This window comes from Streptomyces sp. NPDC046925, assembly GCF_040644915.1.
Lineage (GTDB): Bacteria > Actinomycetota > Actinomycetes > Streptomycetales > Streptomycetaceae > Streptomyces.
Genome location: NZ_JBEYWZ010000004.1, coordinates 238,371 through 257,285 on the forward strand (window position 1 = coordinate 238,371; position 18,915 = coordinate 257,285).

An 18,915-nucleotide genomic window follows, 5' to 3' on the forward strand; every position below is an offset into this window, starting at 1 on the left:
CGTCACCGGGATGATGTGTCCGCCCGTACGGCCTCGGCCAGGGCCTGGCCGTAGGCGCGGGAGCCTGCGGCGTTGGGGTGCAGGGGGGCCGCGTCGCGGGTGGAGCGGACGCCTTCGATGTAGCGGTCTGCCGCGGGGGCGCAGGAGTCGTGGCCGGTGCCGAGTTCCTTGGCGTCGACGAATGTCGCTCCGTGTCGTGCGGCCGCGGAGCGCAGTATCCCGCCGACCTGGTCGATCTTCGCCTGGATGTAGTCGGCGTCCTGGCCCCAGTAGGGCTGGACGGGGAAGCAGCCTCCGTCGCGGAAGTACTTGCCGTAGCCGACGACGAACACCTTGGCGTGGGGCGCGCGTTGGCGGATGGTGTCGAGGACGGCGTCGAACTTCGGGGCCCAGGCGTCGATGGCCTTGCCGTACCGGTCCGTGCCGCCCCGGGTGTTGGCCTTCGCGCAGCTCTTGCCGAGCGGCTTCGGCAGGGCGTTGAGACAGCTGACGGTGAGTTTGGACAGGGCGCTGTCGTTGGCGCCGATCGTGACGCTGACGAGGTCGGTGTCGGCGGAGAGCGCGTCGTACTGGGGCGCGGTGCCGGCATGCTGCGACGTGCTGAAGTGGTCGGCGGTGGCACCGGAGCAGCTCACGTCCGTCAGGTCGGCGCCGAGCGCGTCGGCGGCGACATGCGGGTAATCGGCCAGCGAGCGTAGGCACTTGGGGTCGGCAAGGTCGGTGGGGCGCACCAGCGGAGCTGCGGCGAAGGAGTCGCCGAGTGCCACGTACTGGGGGCGGTCCTCTCCTCCTGCCGCGGCCGCCGCGGTGGCGGTCGGTGCCGTGAGGGCGGTTCCGCAGAGCAAGGTGGTGACCAGCAGGGCGCGCGAGGGCGTTTTCATGGCGGTGTCCCTTTTTGTGGTGGGGCTGTGCGGGTGGATGGGCATGCCGAGGGGCGGGGTCGGGGAGGGGTTGCTGTGCGGGCGCCCCTAGGACCACAGGCGGCGTTCCTGTTCCCGGGGGGCGAGCACGACCCGGGCGCCGTCGGCCCCGTACGTCATGACGGGTTGCTCGGGGCCCCACTGGGGCCAGCCGGGGTCGTCGCCGCTCGCGAAGGCGACCCAGGCGTGGTGCATCGCCTCGGCCAGGTGGCGTGGTGGCGTCTCGCCCGTGAGGAGCAGGCTGTCGGGTGTGTCGAGGGTGTCGAAGACGAAGCCGATCTCCAGGGCGTGGCAGGCGCCGAGGTCGTGCTGCGGGGACGGCCAGGCGAACTCGTAGACGAAGGTCCGGCCGGGACGGCCCGTGCGGGCGTCGGCGAGGCGGTAGAGGGGCACGCGCAGCACCTTGTCGGTGACGATGGCGCCGAAGACCTCGCCGGGCGACGCGTCGGGCCGTGCGGCGCCGTAGACGACCGGTGCCCGCCAGGGGGCCTGGCCCTCGTGGACGGCGGCCCACAGCGTGGCCTCGTTGACGCGGTCGACGTAGCCGCTGGGCACGAACCACAGCCGGTATTCGTCGGTGTTGCCGCCCAGCAGGACGTCGATGCCGTCGGCGGCGCCCCGGGCGAGCGCGGTGGCGGGGTCCTCGGGCAGGACGTCGCCGTCGACGACGAGGTGGAAGCCGCGGCCGCCGGTCAGCGGGGTGCCGCCCGCGGTGGCGGCCCGCTGGGCGGCGAGCAGCGCGGCGCGGTCGACGCGAGCGAAGTCCGCCGCGGTGGCGGGGACTTCGAGGTGCTGGGCGATGGCGTGCGTGGTGTCGGCCGCCGCGACCCGGTCGAGGGCCGTGGGGGCGCCGCTCTGCAGGATCGCCCGCCGGAAGAGGCCTTCGGCGTGCGGGCTGGCCAGCAGGGCGGCGATGCTGATGGCGCCGGCGGACTCGCCGAAGACGGTGACGTTGTCCGGGTCGCCGCCGAAGGCGCGGATGTTGTCGCGCACCCAGGCCAGCGCGGCGATCTGATCGCGCAGGCCGAGGTTGGCAGGGGCGTCGGGAAAGACCCCGAACCCTTCGATGCCCAGGCGGTAGTTGAGCGAGACCAGCACGACGCCGTCGCGGGCGAAGGCCCGGCCGTCGTACGTGGACACGGCGGACGAGCCGTTGCGCAGGGCGCCGCCGTGGATCCACACCATGACCGGACGGGCGCCGTCCTCGGGCGCGGCCGTCCAGATGTTGAGGTTGAGGCAGTTATCGCCGGGGATGTCGGGGTCGGGCAGGATCGCGTCCAGGGGCGGCGCGTAGGGGTTCTTGGGGGCGGTGGGTCCGAAGGCGGTGGCCTCCAGGACGTCGTGCCGGGGCGGGACGGGCGCCGGGGGAGCGAACCGCAGGGGGCCGACGGGCGCCGCCGCGTAGGGGATGCCGCGGAAGACGGCGATGCCGTCCTCGACGGTGCCGCGCACCGGGCCGGATGCGGTGTCGACGGTGCTCATGCGCAGGTCTCCTTCAGCTCGCGCTTGAGGATCTTGCCGCTGGGCCCGAGCGGCAGGTCGTTCAACAGGCGTACGACACGCGGGTATTTGTGCCTGCCGAGATGCTCGCGTGCCCAGGCGACGATGTCCTCGGGGGTGTCGGTGGCGCCGGGGCGCAGGACGATGGCCGCGCAGATCTCCTCGCCCCTGGCCTCGTCGGGCAGGCCAAGGACGCTGACCCGGGCGACGGAGGGGTGGCGGGCCAGGGTCTCCTCGACCTCGCGCGGGTAGACGTTGAAGCCGCCGCGGATGATGAGGTCCTTCTTGCGGTCGACGATGCTCAGATAGCCGTCGGTGTCGTGCCTGCCGAGATCGCCGGTGCGGAACCAGCCGTCGACGACGGCGGCCGCGGTCGCCGCCGGGTCATCGAGGTACCCGGCGAAGATGTTGTGGCCGCGCAGCACCACCTCGCCCACCTCGCCGGGCGCGAGGAGGACGATCCGGTCCTCGGCGTCGGCATCGGCGACGGCCGCCTCCACGCCCCAGATGGGATGACCGACCGTGCCGGGGCGGCGGCCGGTGGCGAGCTGGTTGAAGAGGGCGGCCGGTGAGGTCTCGGTGAGGCCGTAGCCCTCCAGGACGACGGTGCCGAAGGCGGCCTCGAAGCGTTCGAGCAGGGCCGTGGGCAGGGCCGCGCCGCCCGAGACGGCCATCCGCAGGCCGCCGGGGCGGTCTGCGCCGTGCTCCGCCGTCTCGGTGAGGGCGTGATACATGGTGGGCACGCCCATGAAGACGGTCACGCCTTCGGCTGCCATCAGCTCCAGGGCGCCCGGGCCGGTGAACCGCGCGCACAGCACCAGGGCGGAGCCGGCGCGCAGGGCGGCGTTCATCGCGCAGGACTGGCCGAAGCTGTGGAACAGCGGCAGGCAGCCCAGGACCACGTCATCGGGGGTGAGGGCGAACAGGTCCTGGGCGCAGACGCCGGCGTTCAGCACGAGATTGCCGTGGGTGAGCAGAGCGCCCTTGGGCCGGCCGGTGGTGCCGCTGGTGTAGAGGATCACGGCGGTGTCCTCCGCGTCGCGCGGCTCGACGCTCTCCAGGGGTTCGCCGTCGGTGGTCACTTCCAGCACGTCGACGCCGGCCCCGGCCGCCGCCTCCTTCGCGACGGCTTCGAGGGGCCCGGCGGTGATGATCGCGCGGCAGTCGCTGTGCCGCAGCACGTAGGCCACTTCGTCGGCCACGAGCAGGGCGTGTACGGGCACGACCGTGCCGCCGGCCGCGAGGACCGCGTAGTAGGCGCGCGGGAAGTCGGTGGTGTTGGGCAGCAGCAGGGCGACCCGCACCCCCGGCCCGACGCCCCGGGCGCGCAGCCGGCCCGCGAAGCGCAGGACCTCCAGCCACAGTGAGCGGTAGGAGACACGGGCGTCGCCGTCGACGACCGCGATCCGGTCGGGATGGCGGGCGGCGGATTCCTTGAGGATGCTGGCGACGCTCAACTGCACGGTTGCTCCCTTGCGCGTACGAACGGTGGTGTCCGACGGCCTCAGCTTCTGGCACCCCGCGGGCGCGGGGCCATGTGCAAGGGCCCAACGTCACCGTGTCCGCGGTGGGCAGCGGCACCGCGCGCGGCCGGGGCGGACGCACGTGGTCAGCGCTCCAGCTCCAGGGCCCGCAGGGCCAGCGCCCAGCCGAGGCGGGCCTCGCCGGAGTCGGCGGGCCAGCCGGTGAGTTCCGCGACGCGGCTGATGCGGTTGAGGATGGTGTTGCGATGGCAGAACAGTCGCGTGGCGGCGGCGGACGCGGAACAGCCCGAGTCGAGCCACACGTCCAGGGTCTCCAGGAGCACCGGGCATTCGGCGCCGCTGCGCAGGACCCCGTCGAGGTAGCGCGAGGCCAGCCGCTCGGCGATCTCCGGTTCGGCGCCGAGCGCGGCGTGCACCAGGCGTTCGTCGAGGGAGGCGACCTCGCCGCCGCCCGGCGGCAGGGTGTCCAGGGCGCGTCGGGCCAGGCGCAGCCCCCGGGCGGCGGCGGGCAGCTCCTCGAAGGGCGGCGATATCCCGGCCCGGCAGACACCCTGGCCGCGCAGCACGTCGGCCAGCAGGGCGGAGTCGGCCGCCCTGACCCGGACCAGGCCGGCGACCATCTCCGCGCGGGGCCGCCAGAACGACCACACGCCCAGCGTTTCCAGGGCGGGGCCGGGATCGGGCGGGGACGCCGGGTCGAGGGCGTCCTGGGCGATGACGACCACCACATACCGGCCATGGCGGGGCACCCCCAGGGCCGTGGCCGCCGCGGAGGCCACCGCGGGGTCGCCGCCCCGGCCGTCGAGGAGGGCCTCGAACAGGGCGCCGCGCCGCGATGTCTCGCGGTGCAGGAGCTCAAGGGTGCGCAGCCGGTAGGCGTCGGCCATCGCGGAGGAGAAGCGGTCGATGGTCTCCCACACCGCGCCGGCCATGTCGCCCACCAGGCGCTGCTGGGCGGGCGAGCGGTCGCGCATCCAGTCGGCCATCGCCTGCCACAGGACCCGTCCGCCGCGCCGGTAGGCCCGCAGGACGGTGTCCAGCGGCATGCCCTGTTCGGCGCGCAGCCGCCCGTTCTCGGCCGCGACCGTCTCGAACCGGTGATCGGTGGCCATCCCGCCGAACTCGTGCAGGGCCAGCTCCATGTTGCCGCGCAGGACAAGGCGCAGATCCTCGCGGGAGACCGGGCTGCCGCTGGCGTAGGTCGTGCTGTGGGCGCAGATGTCGGCCGCCAGCTTGTCGACGAGCCCGTCGATGTCCTCCACCAGCGTGAGGGCCAGCTCGCGGCGCAGCGCCATCTCCTCGTTCACGGCGGAGTTCATCGCGGCGTTCGTGGCGGCGTTCATGGCCGAAGGATAAACACCCGCCGCGATGGCTGAAATCATGCGGCCGCCCAAGCCGCCGGATCAGGCGTTGGGCAGCCGCACAGCGAGCGCCCCTCGGCACGCCGGCCCCGGACGGCGGGGAAGCGGCGCACCGAGAGGCGTCACGGGCCGGTCGTCGCCCGGTCAGTCGGCGACGGCCACCGGGATCCGGGCCGGCAGCGCCCCGTCCTCGCGGCCCACGGTCCGCTTCAGGAGAGCGGCCAGGGCGATGCCGGCCAGGCCCGCGATGACGACGAAGACGAACGGGGTGCGGTCGCTGCCGGTACGCCCCTCGATCAGACCGAAGACCATCGGGCCGAAGAAGCCGCCCAGCAGGCCGACGGTGTTGATGAAGGCAAGACCCGCGGCGGCCATCAGGCCCGACATCCGCGACATCGCCACGGACCAGAACAGGGGCAGCGTGCCGGTCAGGAAGAAGTTGGCGGCGAAGAGCAGCGCGTAGCGGGCCCCCGCGGAGTCGGCGGGCAGATAGGCGCCCATGGCGGCCGTCCCGGCGACGGCGCAGAGCACGATGAGCCCGCTGTCGTTGCCGATGCGGCCGTGCAGCCAGGGGAAGAACAGGACTCCGGCGAGGATGGCCACGCCCATGCTGCCGGTGACCAGGCCGATCGACAGGGAGCCCTGGACGCCGAGCCCCTCCACGATGGACGGCAGGTTGAAGCCGACCGCGGAGCCCACCAGCTGGTTCACGAAGTACGTGCCGGCGAGCAGCAGCACCACCGGGCGGCCGAAGGCCCGCTTCAGGTTGCCGCGCAGCCGGTGCGGCGAGGGCTCGCTGCCCGCGGCACGCTCCGAGAGGGCGGCGGCCTGCTCGGGCGAGAGCCAGCGGGCGTCCTGCGGGCGGCTGGGCAGGGCGATCCACACCAGCACGCCGACGGCGACGGTCACCAGACCCTCGACCAGGAACATCCACTGCCAGCCCTGGAGCCCGGCGGCACCGTCGAGGGCCATGAGGCCGCCGCCGGCCGGGGCGCCCAGGATGGTCGCCGCGGCGGGCGCGGTGTAGATGAGGCCGACGACGGTGACGCGGTGCTGCTGGGAGAACCAGAGCGTCACCGTGTACATCAGCGCCGGGTACAGGCCGGCCTCGGCGGCGCCGAGGGCGAAGCGCAGGGCGTAGAAGGAGGCCTCGCCCTGCACGAACATCATCGCCGCCGACACCAGACCCCAGGTGATCGCGATGCGCGCGATCCAGGCCCGGGCCCCCACCCGGTAGAGCACCAGGTTGCTGGGCACTTCCAGGAGCGCGTAACTGATGAAGAAGACGCCCGCGCCGAGCCCGTACGCGGCGGCGCTGACGCCGATGTCGGCCTCGAGTTGTGTCTTGGCCAGCGCGACGTTCGTGCGGTCCACGTACGACATGAAGTACGCCAGACCGAGCAGCGGCAGCAGCCGGCGCATCGCCCTGCGGGTGGCGATCGAGTGGACCGCTTCGGAGGGTGTGGGCATGGGAGTCCTTCCCGCGGGCGCGGACGCGCGCAGCAGGCCGTGAGGGTGGGGGAGCGGTGCGCACGCCGCCGCTCAGCGGTTGCGGGGGTGCGTCGCTCGTGGACGTTCAGCTTCGGGGACGGCCGAACGCCCCGGCCATGTGCAGGTGCCCACCATGCGCGGCGGCCGGATGGGCACCGGCACGCCGCCGCCCGTCCGCTGCTTCACCGCTCCCGCCGTCAGCCGGAAGAGCAAGATCGTCCTCCCTCCGCCTGGGGGAGCACGGCCGCCAGGTCGTTGACGTTCACTGCCCGGCCGACGACCGGGCCCGTCCGCCGAAGCGGGTCGCGACGGCCTGTTCCAGGGACAGGCCGCTGGCTTCGTCCGCCGGTTCGAGGAAGGCGTGGATGACGGCGAGAGTGATGGTGCCGGTCAGGGAGCGCCGGCGGGCGTCGTCCACGACACCGGAGGCCGGATCGCCCAGGGCGCGCAGGGTCACGCCGTCGTTGGCGGCGGACAGGGCGTCGGCCAGGTCGTCGAGGGTGAGCCCCGGTCGCAGGCGCAGCCCGCGCTCACGCAGCACGGCCGCGTACAGCTCCTTCCACGAGCCCAGGTAGGCGGCGTAGATGCCGGAGGTGATCCGTGCGATTTCCTCGTCGGCGTCGGCCACGGTCATGAGGGCCAGGCCGAGTCGTACGGAGGGCAGGTCCATGCCTTCCGTGGTGTGCCGGTGGGCGATGTCGTGGACGGCGCGCACGAAGTCGCGGCCGTCGCACCCGTGCACCAGGCGCCTGGTGTTCGCGTCGCGGTGGGTGCGGAACTCCGGGCGGTAGTTCTCCTTCCACACCGCGAAGTTGATCAGATCGACGACGAAGTTCGAGTACGGCGTCCAGCGGTCCCGCAGCAACCCCGCGCCATCGCCATGGCGGTCGAAGGGCGCGGGGTTGTGACCGAACGCCTCGGCCACGCTGCGCTGCGACAGCGGGCCGAGCAGCAGGCTCTTGCTGGTGACCGGGCGCTCGGCGCACGGACCGAAGTGCTGCTCCAGCAGCCGCATCCCGGCGGCCAGGAGCGAGGCCGTGACGCGGTGGTTCGCCAGCCGTGCGCGACCCCAGACGGTACGTCGGTTGAGGTGCGGCAGGATCCCGGACAGGTCCTGGTTGTAGGGGAAGGGCAGGTCCCGTTTCCTGCGGTGCGTGCGCGGCTCGTGCCGGTCGTCCGGGGCATCGCTGTCGTCCCTGTTCTTCATCCGCGCATGCTCTCGGCCGGGGACACGGCCAACAACCCCCCGGGTGCGTGGAGATGGCCGGTACGCGCCGCGCGCCCCTCAACTCCACGCTCCTGCGGGGCATCGGAGCGCGGGCCTCCGGCGGTACACCGGGCAGCTCAGCTCCCTCGCAGAAGGACGGTCGGCGATGCTCACCACCTGTACCGGCTGGGCCCTGTGGCTCCTGGCCTGCGCGGCCGCGAGCCGCGCACTGACACGGCTGCTCCTCGGGCTGCTCGCCGCACACGCCACCCGCAAGGCCCTCAGCCAGTCGGACGTGCCCCGAGGCGAGCCGAAGGCCGCGGAGCGGTTGCGCGCCCATCGCCTGGCGGTCCTGCTCACTCTCCTGCACGGCCTCCAAGCCCCCGGCCCCACGCGTCGGCCTCGCCGGTGAACGCGGGGCCGGGGCCGGGGTCGGCACAAGGGGGCCAGGGGGGAGGAGGATGAATGATGGGCATATCGAGTGACTTGACACCCATCCCTCAACCTCAGCTTTAGCGTGAGTGTTGGCGGCATCGGCGGGGCTGGCGGTGTTGCCGTGGTCCGCGCCCTGGCCCTCTCCGAATCAGCTTCCGGGGCCGAGCCTGGCGACGATCCGCTCGAAGCGGGCCGTCATCTGGGCGGCGCTCTGTTCGGGATGGTGGCGCCACCAGGCGACCGCGGCGCTCACCGTCCCGTACCAGAGGTGTGTGGCGAGGTCGGCGTCGAGCGGGTCGTCGGCCGGGGAGGAACGGAGGAACTCGCCCACGCCGTCCGCGCCCAGACGGTTCAGCTCGCGCCGGTAGACGGTGGCCGCCGCGTGCAGCTCGCCCTCCGCCGGAAGCGTGGCGTCGTAGACCAATTCCCAGTCGTGCAGCCGCGACTCGAGGGTGTGGAAGAGGGCCGCGAGGGTGCGCGCGGCGCGGGTGATGTCCGAGGGTCCTTCCCCGGCGTCCTCCACGGCGGCCACCAGACGGGTGCCGGCCTGCTTCAGGCAGGTCAGGTAGAGGCCGTCCTTGGAACCGAAGTACTCGTAGATCAGGGGCTTGGTGATGCCGGCCCGCGCCGCCACCCGTGCGGTGGACCCGCGCGCGTAGCCCTTCCTGCCGAACTCGTCGGCCGCCGCGTCCAGGATCAACTGCTCCCGCTCCTTGCGCGGCATTCCCTTGGTGCCGACGCCGCGCGTGCCTGCCTCTTGCTTGCCCATGTCCGTACCCTATGCCAAGGTGACCGCCAGGTAACTTACCCTGCGTTCAGATAGGCGGTGCGGGCCATGGAGGGCAAGACGCGTTCGTGGTGGGGCTGGGGAAACGTCGAGGACGCGGTCGCCGGAACCGAACGCGATGAGCTCACCCGCCGCACCGCCGAACTGCTGCCGAACGCGGATCTGACCGTCCATGAGGCCCCTCCGCCCGAGGCGTTCGGCGTGGGGGCGAGCAGGATCAAGGCGCCGGACTCGCTGTCCGCGCTCGTCTCCGCCGACGTGCGCGACCGCCTGGCGCACAGTCACGGGCAGGCCTTCCGCGACGTCGTACGGGCCCTCCTCGGCAAGCTGCCCCACGTACCCGACCTCGTCGTGCGCCCGACCTCGGAAGACGAGGTCGTCCACGTACTCGACTGGTGCCACGAGGCGAACATCGCGGTCATACCCTTCGGCGGCGGGACCTCGGTGGTGGGCGGCGTCGAACCCCGGGTGGGCGACCAGTACACCGGAGCGGTCAGCCTCGACCTCACATCGATGGACCGGGTGCTGGAGGTCGACGCCACCAGCCGGGCCGCCCTCGTCCAGGCCGGTGTCCTGGGCCCGCGCCTGGAGGAGCAACTGCGGCCGAAGGGCTACACCCTGCGGTTCTTCCCCCAGTCCTTCGAGTTCTCCAGCCTCGGCGGCTGGCTGGCCACCCGGGCCGGCGGGCACTTCGCCACCCACCTCACCCACATCGACGACCTCACCGAATCACTGCGGGTCGTCACCCCCTCCGGCGTCGTCGAGTCGCGCCGCCTGCCCGGCTCGGGAGCGGGACCGTCACCCGACCGCATGTTCCTCGGCTCCGAAGGCTCGCTCGGTGTGATCACGCAGGCCTGGGTGCGCCTGCAGGACCGGCCGCGGTGGCGGGCGGGCGCCTCGGTCGCCTTCGCGCGGTACGACGCGGGCGTGCGAGCGGTGCGCGCCCTGTCCCAGTCGGGCCTCGCCCCGGCCAACTGCCGCCTCCTCGACCCCATGGAGGCCCTGATCAACGCGGGCTCCGCGACCGCCGTCCTGGTCCTCGGCTTCGAATCCGCGGACCACCCCGTGGACGCCTGGATGGAACGCGCGCTGGAGCTGTGCCGCGACCACGGCGGAACCCTGGACGAACCGGCGCGCTACACCGACAGAACCGGCCGGGCCGCGCGCACCGCGGCCGCCGACACCTGGCGCTCCTCCTTCGTGCGGATGCCGTACCAGCGGGACGCTCTCGCCGCCCAGGGCATGATCGTGGAAACCTTCGAGACGGCCTGCACCTGGGACCGCTTCGACGCCGTGCGCGCCGCCGTCAGCGACGCCGCGCGGGACGCCATGCGCCAGGTGGGCGCGGAGGGCGTGGTGACATGCCGGTTGACCCACGTCTACCCGGACGGCCCCGCGCCCTACTTCGGCATCTACGCCGCGGGCCGGTGGGGCCGGACCGTCGAGCAGTGGGACGAGATCAAGCAGGCCGTCTCCGGGGCGCTCGTCACCACGGGCGCCACCATCACCCACCACCACGCGGTCGGCCGCGACCACCGGCCCTGGTACGACCAGCAGCGCCCCGACCTCTTCGCCGCCGCCCTGCGGGCCGGCAAGCAGGTCCTCGACCCGGCAGGCATCCTCAACCCCGGCGCGGTGATCGATCCGCTGCGCACCGCCTGACGCGCGCACTGTCCCTCCAGCCTGCGGGCGCGACGTCTCAGGCCTCCGAGACGGCCTCCAGCGGGCTGAGCGCAGCCGCCCGGCGGGCCGGCAGCGCGGCAGCGAGCGTGCCGATCGCCAGGGACGCCAGGCATACGAGCAGCAGCGTGCCCCACGGCAGGGACAACGTGTACTGCTCCATCGCGCCGTTGGCCAGCGCGCCGACCGCCCACGCCCCGAACACCCCTCCCGCCAGGCCGAGAAGAGTGCCGAACGCGGCCACGGTCGCCGCTTCCAGGCGGATCATCCGCCGGATCGCGGAGCGGCCCATGCCGATGGCGCGCAGGACACCGATCTCGCGGGTGCGCTCGGCGACCGACATGGCCAGGGTGTTCACGATGCCCAGCACGGAGATCACGGCCCCGATGGCCAGCAGCCCGTACATCAGCGTCAGCAGGTTGCCCACGGCACCGGCCGCCTCGCGTACGAGTTCCTCGCGGTCCTGCACCTTCAGCAGCGGGCTGTTGCCGACGGCGGTACGCAGCTGATCCCGGGTGCCTGAAGTCGCGCCGCTGTCGGTGCGGACCAGGATCCGCTGCACGGAGCCCGGCTTGTAGCTGTGGTGCTGGACCTCGACGCGGGCGCCCAGCGCGTCGCGCGCGGTGGGGTTGTCCCGGTAGATGCCGACGACGGTGTACGGCCCGGCCTTCTGGGCGCGGCCCATGGAGGCGGTGAGTGTGCCGCCCACGCGCACGCCCTGCTCGCGCGCCAGGGTGTCGGAGAGGGCGATTCTGCCCGGGCCGAGGTCCTTGAGGGAGCCGCTGACGAAGTCGAGCTTCATGGTGGCCCCGGCGGTCTGCGGGTCGACGCCGGAGATCTCCTGGACGCGGCCGCCGACGAACAGCGTGGAGTCGGAGACCGCGGCAGCGGACCGCACCCCGGGGCTGTCGGCCACCCGCCGCACGCCGTCCTTGTCGATGCCGGTCGTGGGTGTGCGGGTGCCGATGACGTAGTCGGCGCCGAGACCGGCCGCGGTCTGACGGTCGAGAGCCTGTCCGGTGGAGTTGCCGATGACGGCGAGCCCGGCGACCAACGCCGTACTGATCATCAAAGTGGCGGCGGTGGCGGCGGTCCGCCGCGGATCGCGCAGCGCGTTCTCCCGGGCGAGATGACCGATGACGCCGAAGCGTCCGGTGAGGCGTCCGGCCAGACGGATCACCGGGGCGGCCAGCAGCGGCGCGAGGACGATCAGGGCGGCGACGAGGACGGCGCAGCCGAGCATGGCGCTCTGGAGGTTGCCCTCCGAGGCGTCTTCGGCCCCGGTGAGCGAGACCAGCACTCCGGCGCCGACGGCGAGGAGGGCGAGCCCCAGCACGCCGCGGAGGCGGGAGCGGGCGGCGGAAGGCGGCTGCTCGGCCACCCGCATCGCCTCGATGGGGGCGACCTTGGCCGCCTTGCGCGCGGGCAGCCAGGCGGCGAGCACGGTCACCCCGACTCCCACGCCGAGCGCCGCGAGGACAGGGCGCGCTCCGATCACCAGGGGCCCGTCGGGCAGCGTGTCCCCGCCGGTGCCCAACACGTCCGGGAGCAGGGCGGCGATGCCCAGGCCGAGCAGGAATCCGGCCGCCGACGCGGCAAGGCCGATCAGCAGGGCCTCCAGGAGAAGGGAGCGGACCACCTGGCGGCGCCCGGCTCCGATCGCCCGCAGCAGCGCGATCTCCCGGACGCGCCTGGACACCAGCATCGTGAAGGTGTTGACGACGAGGAACGAGCCGATGAACAGCGAGACCCCGGCGAAGATCATGGGTATCTTCTCGTAGCCGCGATTCATGGTGTCGACGTTCGTCGCCTGCTGGGCGGCCTGCGCGCGGCCGGTGATGGCTTCGGCCCGGTCGGCTGGCAGCACGTCTTCGATCCGGCGGGACAGCTCGAACGGATCGGTGCCGGCGGACGCGGACACATCGATGCCGGTGTAGTGGCCGCGGGAGGCGAACAGCCGCTGGGCGCCGGCCTTGTCGAACAGCGCGAGGGTGCCGCCGGCCGTCACCCGCGTGTCTTTCGTGCTGACGATGCCGACAAGTCGCTTTTTCATGACCGGGCCGTCGGTGGCCACCGTGACCAGGTCACCGAGGCGCAGGTGCCCGGCGGATGCCGTCCCGTGATCCAGGGCCAGTTCGCCGCCGTCGCGCGGGGCACGGCCGTCGACCAGGGGGTAGCGGCTGTCCTTGCCGTCGGTGCCCGGTACGTAGGCCGATCCCAAATTGGCCCACGCCTTGCCGGTCCGCAGCGGGGTGCCGTCCGCCGCGTTCAGGACGGCCGAGCCGTCGGCCGTGGGGCGCACGGCGGCGACGCCGGGGACCTTCGCCAGCTTCCTGACCAGGGTGTCGTCCAGTGCGGGGGAGCGCTGGTCGACGGCTGCTCCCGGCGGTGGGTCCTTCGGGGTGACGCTGACGGCGATGCCGGCGAAGTTCTCTGAGGCGGCGGCGCGGTAGGCCGCGGCCGAGGAGTCGGCGAAGACGAGGGTGCCGCTGACGAAGGCGACACCCAGGCAGATAGCGAGGACGGTCATGGCCAGGCGGGCCTTGTGCGCGAAGACGTTGCGCAAAGAGGTACGGAACATGCGGGGCGGATCCTGGGAGGCGGGCTCGGCGGGGCGCGAGCGGCGGGCTGGTGGGGTGCGGGCCGGGGAGTCCTGGTGCGGTCGGCCGGGGTGAAGGCGCGTCAGCTGGTGCGCGGGCCGGAATCGAGCGTCTTCATCAAGTCCAGGACCCGCTCGGGAGTGGGGTCGGTCATCTCGTCGACGAGGCGGCCGTCGGCCAGGAAGACCACGCGGTCCGCGTAGCTTGCGGCCACCGGGTCGTGGGTGACCACGACGACGCTCTGGCCCAGCTCGCGCACCGAATCACGCAGGAAGCCGAGCACCTCGGCCCCGGCCCGTGAGTCGAGGTTGCCGGTGGGCTCGTCGCCGAAGACGATCGCCGGCCGGGAGGCCAGGGCGCGGGCCACCGCCACGCGCTGCTGCTGCCCGCCGGACAGCTGCCCGGGGCGATGGCCGAGCCGCTCCGCGAGGCCGACCATGGACAGGACGCGCCGCAGCCACTGTTCGTCGGGGCGGCGGCCCGCGATGCTCAGCGGCAGCGTGATGTTCTCCAGGGCCGTCAGGGTCGGCAGCAGATTGAACGCCTGGAAGATGAAACCGATCCGGTCCCGGCGCAGCTCCGTCAGCCGGCGATCGTCCAGTGTGCTCAGTTCGGTCGTGCCGATGCGTACGGAGCCGGAGCTGACGGAGTCGAGTCCGGCGGCGCAGTGCATCAGGGTGGACTTGCCGGAGCCCGACGGGCCCATGATGGCGGTGAACTCGCCCTCCCGGAAGGCGATGCTGACCCGGTCCAGGGCCATCACACGGGTGTCGCCGCTGCCGTAGACCTTCGACAGGTCGGTGGTGGCGGCCGCGATCCCGGTGGTCGCGTGCGGTTCATGCAGGGCAGATCCGTGCGGGGCAGATCCGTGTGGGGCAAAGGGTCCGGCGGTCACGGGACGACTCCTCTTCGGTGCGGAAGGTGCACGTCGAAGGGTGTCCGGGGAGTGTGTCGGTGCCTGAGCCGTGTTGTATCAGTGGCCGCTCAAAGGTGCGGCAGTCGTGGGCGCGAGGCGGTGGGTGCGGGCAGGTGCAAGGTGGCGACGGCGCCGCCGTCCGCTGCGTTCTCCAGGCGCAGTTCGGCGCCGAGGAGCCGGGCCTGGCCCAGGGCGATGGTCAGCCCCAGGCCGTGCCCCGATCCGCGCTCCGCCGCGCCCGTGTGGAAACGCCGCGGCCCCTCCCGCAGGACGTCGGGGGGAAAGCCGGGCCCGTGGTCGCGTACGACGACGGTGTGCCCTTCGACGGTGACCTGCACCGGAGCCCTGCCGTGCCGGTGGGCGTTGACGACGAGGTTGCCGATGATGCGTTCCAGACGGCGCGGATCGGTCTCCACCGTCCGGGCCTCTCGACCCCGGGGGACAGCGGCCGGGGGATCGTCGGCGGTGGTGACTTCGGTGTCGAGGCCGGTGCGCACCACTGCCTCGCGGACGACCGCGCCGAGCGGGACGTGGGCGCGCACCGGTTGTTCGGCGCCCGCGTCCAGGCGCGAGACCTCCAGGAGGTCCTCGACCAGGCCGCGCAGATCGTGCACCCTGGCCCGCAGGAGGTCCTCCGTCTCACCGGCGGGCAGCAGATCGGCGGCGGCCAGCAGACCGCCGACCGGGGTGCGCAGTTCGTGGGCCACGTCCGCGGTGAAACGGCGCTCGGAGCGAAGCTGCCGGGCCAGACTGTCGGCCATGAGATCGACGGTGGCGGCGATGTCGTCCACCTCGTCGCGGCCCCTGGCGGGGCCGGTCCTGGCGTCCAGATCCCCGGCGGAGATCCGCCCTGCGGTCTCCGATACGCGCCGCAGCCGGCGGCCGAGCAGCCCCGCCCCGTAGATGGCCAGGGGGACGGCCGCGGCCAGCGCCAGCAGTGAGGCCACCGCCATGACGGCGTCGAGCCGCCGCAGTTCGTGCAGTTCGGAGCTCATGTTGATGCGGACGGCCAGCACCCGGCTGCCCGGGCCGCCCACCCGCTGAGCGCCCCAGACACTGGGCCCCAGGTTGTTCTCGACGCGTGGATCGAACGCCGTGTGCCGTTCGCCGTCGGCCGGGTGCCGCAGTGCGGCCGGCAGGTCGTCCGGGTCCAGTTCGGCGCCGTTCGCCAGCGTGTGGGTGCGCCGGTAGGTGTCCATCGCGGAGTACACGGTGTTCGAGGCGCTGGCTTCGGCCCGGTTGCGGATGTCCTGCGCGGTCCACAGATGCACCAGTACGCCCACCACGGCCGCGACCAGACAGGCCGTGGCCGCGGCCAGCGCGGTGATCTTCCAGCGCAGGGCCAACCGGGCCGGCCGCGGCCCGCGGAACGAGGGTGATCGCACGGGCCTCAACGCCTGAGTTTGTAGCCGAAACCGCGGACCGTCTCGATGCGATCCCGTCCCAGCTTGCCGCGCAGACGCTGCACGCACAGGTCCACGACCCGGCTGTCGCCGTCCCAGCCGTACTCCCAGACGTTGCGCAGCAGCGTGTGGCGCTCCAGCACGATGCCGGGGTGGGCGGCGAACTCCAGGAGCAGCTTCAGTTCAGTGGGGGTGAGCGCCACCGGCCGCCCGGACACCTCCACCTCCAGGGCACCGGTGTCGATGGTCAGATCCCCGAAGACCAGCACCCGCCCCTCGGCGTGCGGTGTCCCCTCGCTCGCCGCCGGGCCGGGTTCGTGGGCGGGCGCGTAGGTGGCCCGGCGCAGCAGGGAGCGGATGCGGGCCACCAGGACGTAGGTGTCCACGGGCTTGACCACGTAGTCGTCCGCGCCGCCCTCCAGACCGGCGACGACATCGAGTCCGTCGCCGCGCGCCGACATCATCAAGACCGGCACCAAGCTGCTCTCGCGGACCTTGCGGCACAGCCCGATCCCGTCCAGACCGGGCAGCATCACGTCCAGGATCAACAGGTCGAAGCTCTCCTCACGGAAGAGCTCGAGCCCCGCGAGCCCGTCGGCCGCGACCTCGACCGCGTAGCCGTAACGCTCCAGGGCCACGGCGAAGGACCGGCGCATCAGATCGTCGTCCTCCACCAGCAGCACGCGCACGGGCTGCGGGGCAGCAGGAGCCGGGTTGGGCGACGACACGGGTGGATCACTCCTGTTCGGGCGGTTCAGGGGGCGCCGGCCGCCCATGCCTTGGGCGGCCGGTGACCTGAAAGGAACGATATGGCAGTCACCGGACGCGAGGCCCGCACCGCCCGCCGGTCATGTGTCGCACCCCTGCCCCCTGTGCCACCTTGAAACCGGTAGGTCAGGAGGACGCGATGGGGTCCGTGTGCCGGATCTCGCGGCTGGTGCGTCCGGCAGCGGCGCGCCGCGAACCGATGGCCGGCCGAGCGCTCTTCGATACCCGGTGGATACAAACCCCGCCGGGACGGCACGCAGCGCGGGCCGTGCGCACCGGGGCCGGTTCGACCGCCCGGGCAGGCGCGCGGGGCGCTGGTACTTATCCGGTCCTGAGTCGACCTTCAACGCAGCCTTAAGGATCACGGTTCCGGGCCTTGACCGGGGGATCGGGGACGATCGGACCTCTACGTTCGATCATGTGAGTTTCCAAGCAACCGTCCCAGACCCGTCCATGTACCCGGCGCTTTCCTCCTATCTGACGCAGACCTCAGGCCGTACGTCGGATCGACGTCGGCGCACGGCGTTCGGGGCCACGCGCCCGGCGGACGGGCCGGCGCACGCGGCACCCGCGAGCGCGACACCCACCGCAGGCAAAGAGGAAAAGGGCCGCCACCGCGCGGCTGCCCCCGCACGCCGCCGGCGGCGCCCCCAAGCCCATGCCCGCCACGGCGCGACCAGATCCAGACGGATCATCCCGCCGCTCTCGTACGGCTACGCGTCCGCGGCCCTGCTCGTCCTCACCGCCGGGCTCCTGGCCCAGTCCCACAGCCGCCCGGCCCCCACCAGCCCGCATGCCGCACCGCCCCCGCGACAACCGGAAGCTCCCCGCCACGCCTCCCCGCCCGCACCCGACAAGAAGACTCCCGCGCCGGGCAAGCCCACACCCCACCCGAGCTCCCCGAAGGACACCGGGCACGACACGCCACCCGCCCGCGCGCATCCGGCGGCCGCGAGCGCACCCGGCGTGCTGCGCCCGGGCAGCACGGGCGCCCCGGTACGGCAGTTGCAGGAACAGCTGGGCCGACTGCGCCTCTACACGGGCCCCGTGGACGGCTACTACAGCCACGACGTCGCGGCCGCGGTCGCGCGCATACAACAGGCACAGGCCATCGACGAACCCCTCGGCGTCTACGGCCCGCGCACCCGCACCGCCATCAGCACCGCGGCCATATGACCCAGACCCCGGTGCCGACACCGTCGAGCAGCGGGCGTCAGCCCACGCCGCCGTCGAGCAGCCAGTGGTAGCGCAGCCGCAGGGCCCGCTCCGTGCTGGCCATCGCGGCACCGAACCCCACCATGATGTTGGCCCAGAGCGGCAGACGGACGGGCGGGGTGAAGGTCCCGATACGCCGGGCAACGGGCTCCACCTCCGTGATCGGCTCGATGAGCTGGGAGAAGAGGAGCGCCAGGGCGATGACGAGCATCACCGAGGAGATGAAGCCGATCACGCGGCTCAGTGCCGGGTGCGCGCCGTCGAGGTGCGCGCGGCGGCCCTCGGCGGAGTCGCGATCCGGGGCGAGTTGGTGCTCGGTCCCCTTGGCGGTGACGTAGTGGCAGCGCTTGAGCCCGAAGGCGCTCCCCCTGACTTCGACGGTGCCGCCCGGGACCGGGAAGAAGGCCGGGAGCTTGGACTGGGCGTGCTGCCTGCCGTCGCGGTACAGGTGGGCTTCGACGACGCCGGTCGAGCTGTTCCCCGCGTGCTTGACGTCGACGGCGTAGATGGTCTGCCGCCCGTCGTCGGTGGGGAGCCGGAGATAGAACAGTGCGCGGAAGGTCATCTGCCACCAGCGGAAACGCTTCAGTGGCCGGCCGTCCCCGGGCTTGACCCGCTGCGCGGCGCGACGGCGCCGGAACTCCTTCAACATGTCCTCTCCTCCGGCTACTTGGCGGGCTCGGCCGCGCAGGCGAGAGCCCGCGGCGGCAGGCACGTGCCTGCTACCGGTCCGTCGGGCGTGTGGGGTGGGGCTATAAGGCGGCGGCCCGGAGCGGGTCAGGCCACTCCTCGGCCGCGGAGTTCCCGCGTGTCACCGTCCGGCAGGGGGTGCGGCTCCCGGCGGACGTGCGCCCAGCCGCCGGACACCGCCGCGACGAGCGCGATGAATCCGAGGAGGACCAGCTGGCCGGTATGGCCGCCGGGGGCTCGGCTGACGGTGCCCCACAGCAACTCGGTGTCCTGGTCGAGTAGTCCGCGGATCACCGCTTGCGCGGCCAGGGCGGTGATCGCCAGGCCGGCCGCCTCGAGGGCCGCGAAGCCGGCCTTGCCCATCGAGCCCCTCCCTCTCGTGTCGCGTCCCGTCGGTCGCGTTGTCTGTTGTCTCGGCACATGAACGAGTCTGTCCGTGGCGCGACGCGGGCACATCG

16 protein-coding genes are annotated in these 18,915 nt (G+C 72.9%); 3 read left to right on the plus strand and 13 right to left on the minus strand.

Features of this window, described 5'->3' with window-relative positions; all coding sequences use genetic code 11:
• Nucleotides 1-2 precede the first annotated feature (2 nt).
• From ABZ906_RS19455 to ABZ906_RS19480, 6 genes are all read right to left on the minus strand, one after another.
• Nucleotides 3-881: an SGNH/GDSL hydrolase family protein gene (locus ABZ906_RS19455; protein WP_361383882.1), complete on the minus strand. Its 879-nt coding sequence runs from the start codon at nt 879-881 to the stop codon at nt 3-5.
• Nucleotides 882-968: 87 nt separating this feature from the next.
• Nucleotides 969-2,402, minus strand: a complete 1,434-nt coding sequence (locus ABZ906_RS19460; RefSeq protein ID WP_361383885.1) for a carboxylesterase family protein — start codon at nt 2,400-2,402, stop codon at nt 969-971.
• The gene (locus ABZ906_RS19465; RefSeq protein ID WP_361383888.1) at nt 2,399-3,883 is read right to left on the minus strand and encodes a long-chain fatty acid--CoA ligase; all 1,485 of its coding nucleotides are present in this window, start codon (nt 3,881-3,883) and stop codon (nt 2,399-2,401) included. The genes ABZ906_RS19460 and ABZ906_RS19465 overlap by 4 nt, the downstream gene beginning before the upstream one ends.
• Nucleotides 3,884-4,029: 146 nt before the next feature.
• Nucleotides 4,030-5,247, minus strand: coding sequence for a helix-turn-helix domain-containing protein (locus ABZ906_RS19470; RefSeq protein WP_361383891.1), 1,218 nt, complete (start codon nt 5,245-5,247; stop codon nt 4,030-4,032).
• Between the two features lie 162 nt (nt 5,248-5,409).
• The gene (locus ABZ906_RS19475; protein WP_361383894.1) at nt 5,410-6,735 is read right to left on the minus strand and encodes an MFS transporter; all 1,326 of its coding nucleotides are present in this window, start codon (nt 6,733-6,735) and stop codon (nt 5,410-5,412) included.
• A gap of 283 nt (nt 6,736-7,018) precedes the next feature.
• Nucleotides 7,019-7,963 carry a hypothetical protein gene (locus ABZ906_RS19480; protein ID WP_361383897.1) on the minus strand — a complete coding sequence of 315 codons (945 nt, stop codon included), beginning with the start codon at nt 7,961-7,963 and terminating at the stop codon, nt 7,019-7,021.
• A 166-nt stretch (nt 7,964-8,129) separates the two neighbouring features.
• Here ABZ906_RS19480 and ABZ906_RS19485 point away from each other — a divergent pair, with 166 nt between their 5' ends.
• Nucleotides 8,130-8,375, plus strand: coding sequence for a hypothetical protein (locus ABZ906_RS19485; RefSeq protein ID WP_361187448.1), 246 nt, complete (start codon nt 8,130-8,132; stop codon nt 8,373-8,375).
• 171 nt (nt 8,376-8,546) lie between these two features.
• Here ABZ906_RS19485 and ABZ906_RS19490 read toward each other — a convergent pair whose 3' ends face one another.
• A complete protein-coding gene (locus ABZ906_RS19490) occupies nt 8,547-9,167 on the minus strand; it encodes a TetR/AcrR family transcriptional regulator (RefSeq protein ID WP_361383900.1) in 621 nt (206 codons plus the stop codon).
• Between the two features lie 66 nt (nt 9,168-9,233).
• Between ABZ906_RS19490 and ABZ906_RS19495 the strand changes: the two genes are divergently transcribed.
• Complete coding sequence (locus tag ABZ906_RS19495) at nt 9,234-10,847, plus strand: FAD-binding oxidoreductase (protein ID WP_361383903.1); 1,614 nt, start codon at nt 9,234-9,236, stop codon at nt 10,845-10,847.
• Nucleotides 10,848-10,884: 37 nt separating this feature from the next.
• Here the strand turns inward: ABZ906_RS19495 and ABZ906_RS19500 are convergent, their stop codons facing one another.
• The 4 genes from ABZ906_RS19500 to cseB form a co-directional block, all read right to left on the minus strand.
• Nucleotides 10,885-13,446, minus strand: coding sequence for an FtsX-like permease family protein (locus tag ABZ906_RS19500; protein WP_361383906.1), 2,562 nt, complete (start codon nt 13,444-13,446; stop codon nt 10,885-10,887).
• Nucleotides 13,447-13,547: 101 nt separating this feature from the next.
• Nucleotides 13,548-14,309: an ABC transporter ATP-binding protein gene (locus tag ABZ906_RS19505; RefSeq protein ID WP_361384844.1), complete on the minus strand. Its 762-nt coding sequence runs from the start codon at nt 14,307-14,309 to the stop codon at nt 13,548-13,550.
• Nucleotides 14,310-14,449: 140 nt separating this feature from the next.
• A complete protein-coding gene (locus ABZ906_RS19510; protein WP_361383909.1) occupies nt 14,450-15,766 on the minus strand; it encodes a HAMP domain-containing sensor histidine kinase in 1,317 nt (438 codons plus the stop codon).
• Between the two features lie 5 nt (nt 15,767-15,771).
• A complete protein-coding gene (gene cseB / locus ABZ906_RS19515; protein WP_361383912.1) occupies nt 15,772-16,512 on the minus strand; it encodes a two-component system response regulator CseB in 741 nt (246 codons plus the stop codon).
• A gap of 460 nt (nt 16,513-16,972) precedes the next feature.
• On the opposite strand from cseB, the gene ABZ906_RS19520 reads away from it, so the two are divergent.
• Nucleotides 16,973-17,728, plus strand: coding sequence for a peptidoglycan-binding protein (locus tag ABZ906_RS19520; RefSeq protein ID WP_361383915.1), 756 nt, complete (start codon nt 16,973-16,975; stop codon nt 17,726-17,728).
• Between the two features lie 37 nt (nt 17,729-17,765).
• Here ABZ906_RS19520 and ABZ906_RS19525 read toward each other — a convergent pair whose 3' ends face one another.
• Nucleotides 17,766-18,419 carry a hypothetical protein gene (locus ABZ906_RS19525; protein ID WP_361383918.1) on the minus strand — a complete coding sequence of 218 codons (654 nt, stop codon included), beginning with the start codon at nt 18,417-18,419 and terminating at the stop codon, nt 17,766-17,768.
• A 125-nt stretch (nt 18,420-18,544) separates the two neighbouring features.
• Nucleotides 18,545-18,820, minus strand: coding sequence for a hypothetical protein (locus tag ABZ906_RS19530; RefSeq protein WP_361383921.1), 276 nt, complete (start codon nt 18,818-18,820; stop codon nt 18,545-18,547).
• Nucleotides 18,821-18,915: the final 95 nt, after the last annotated feature.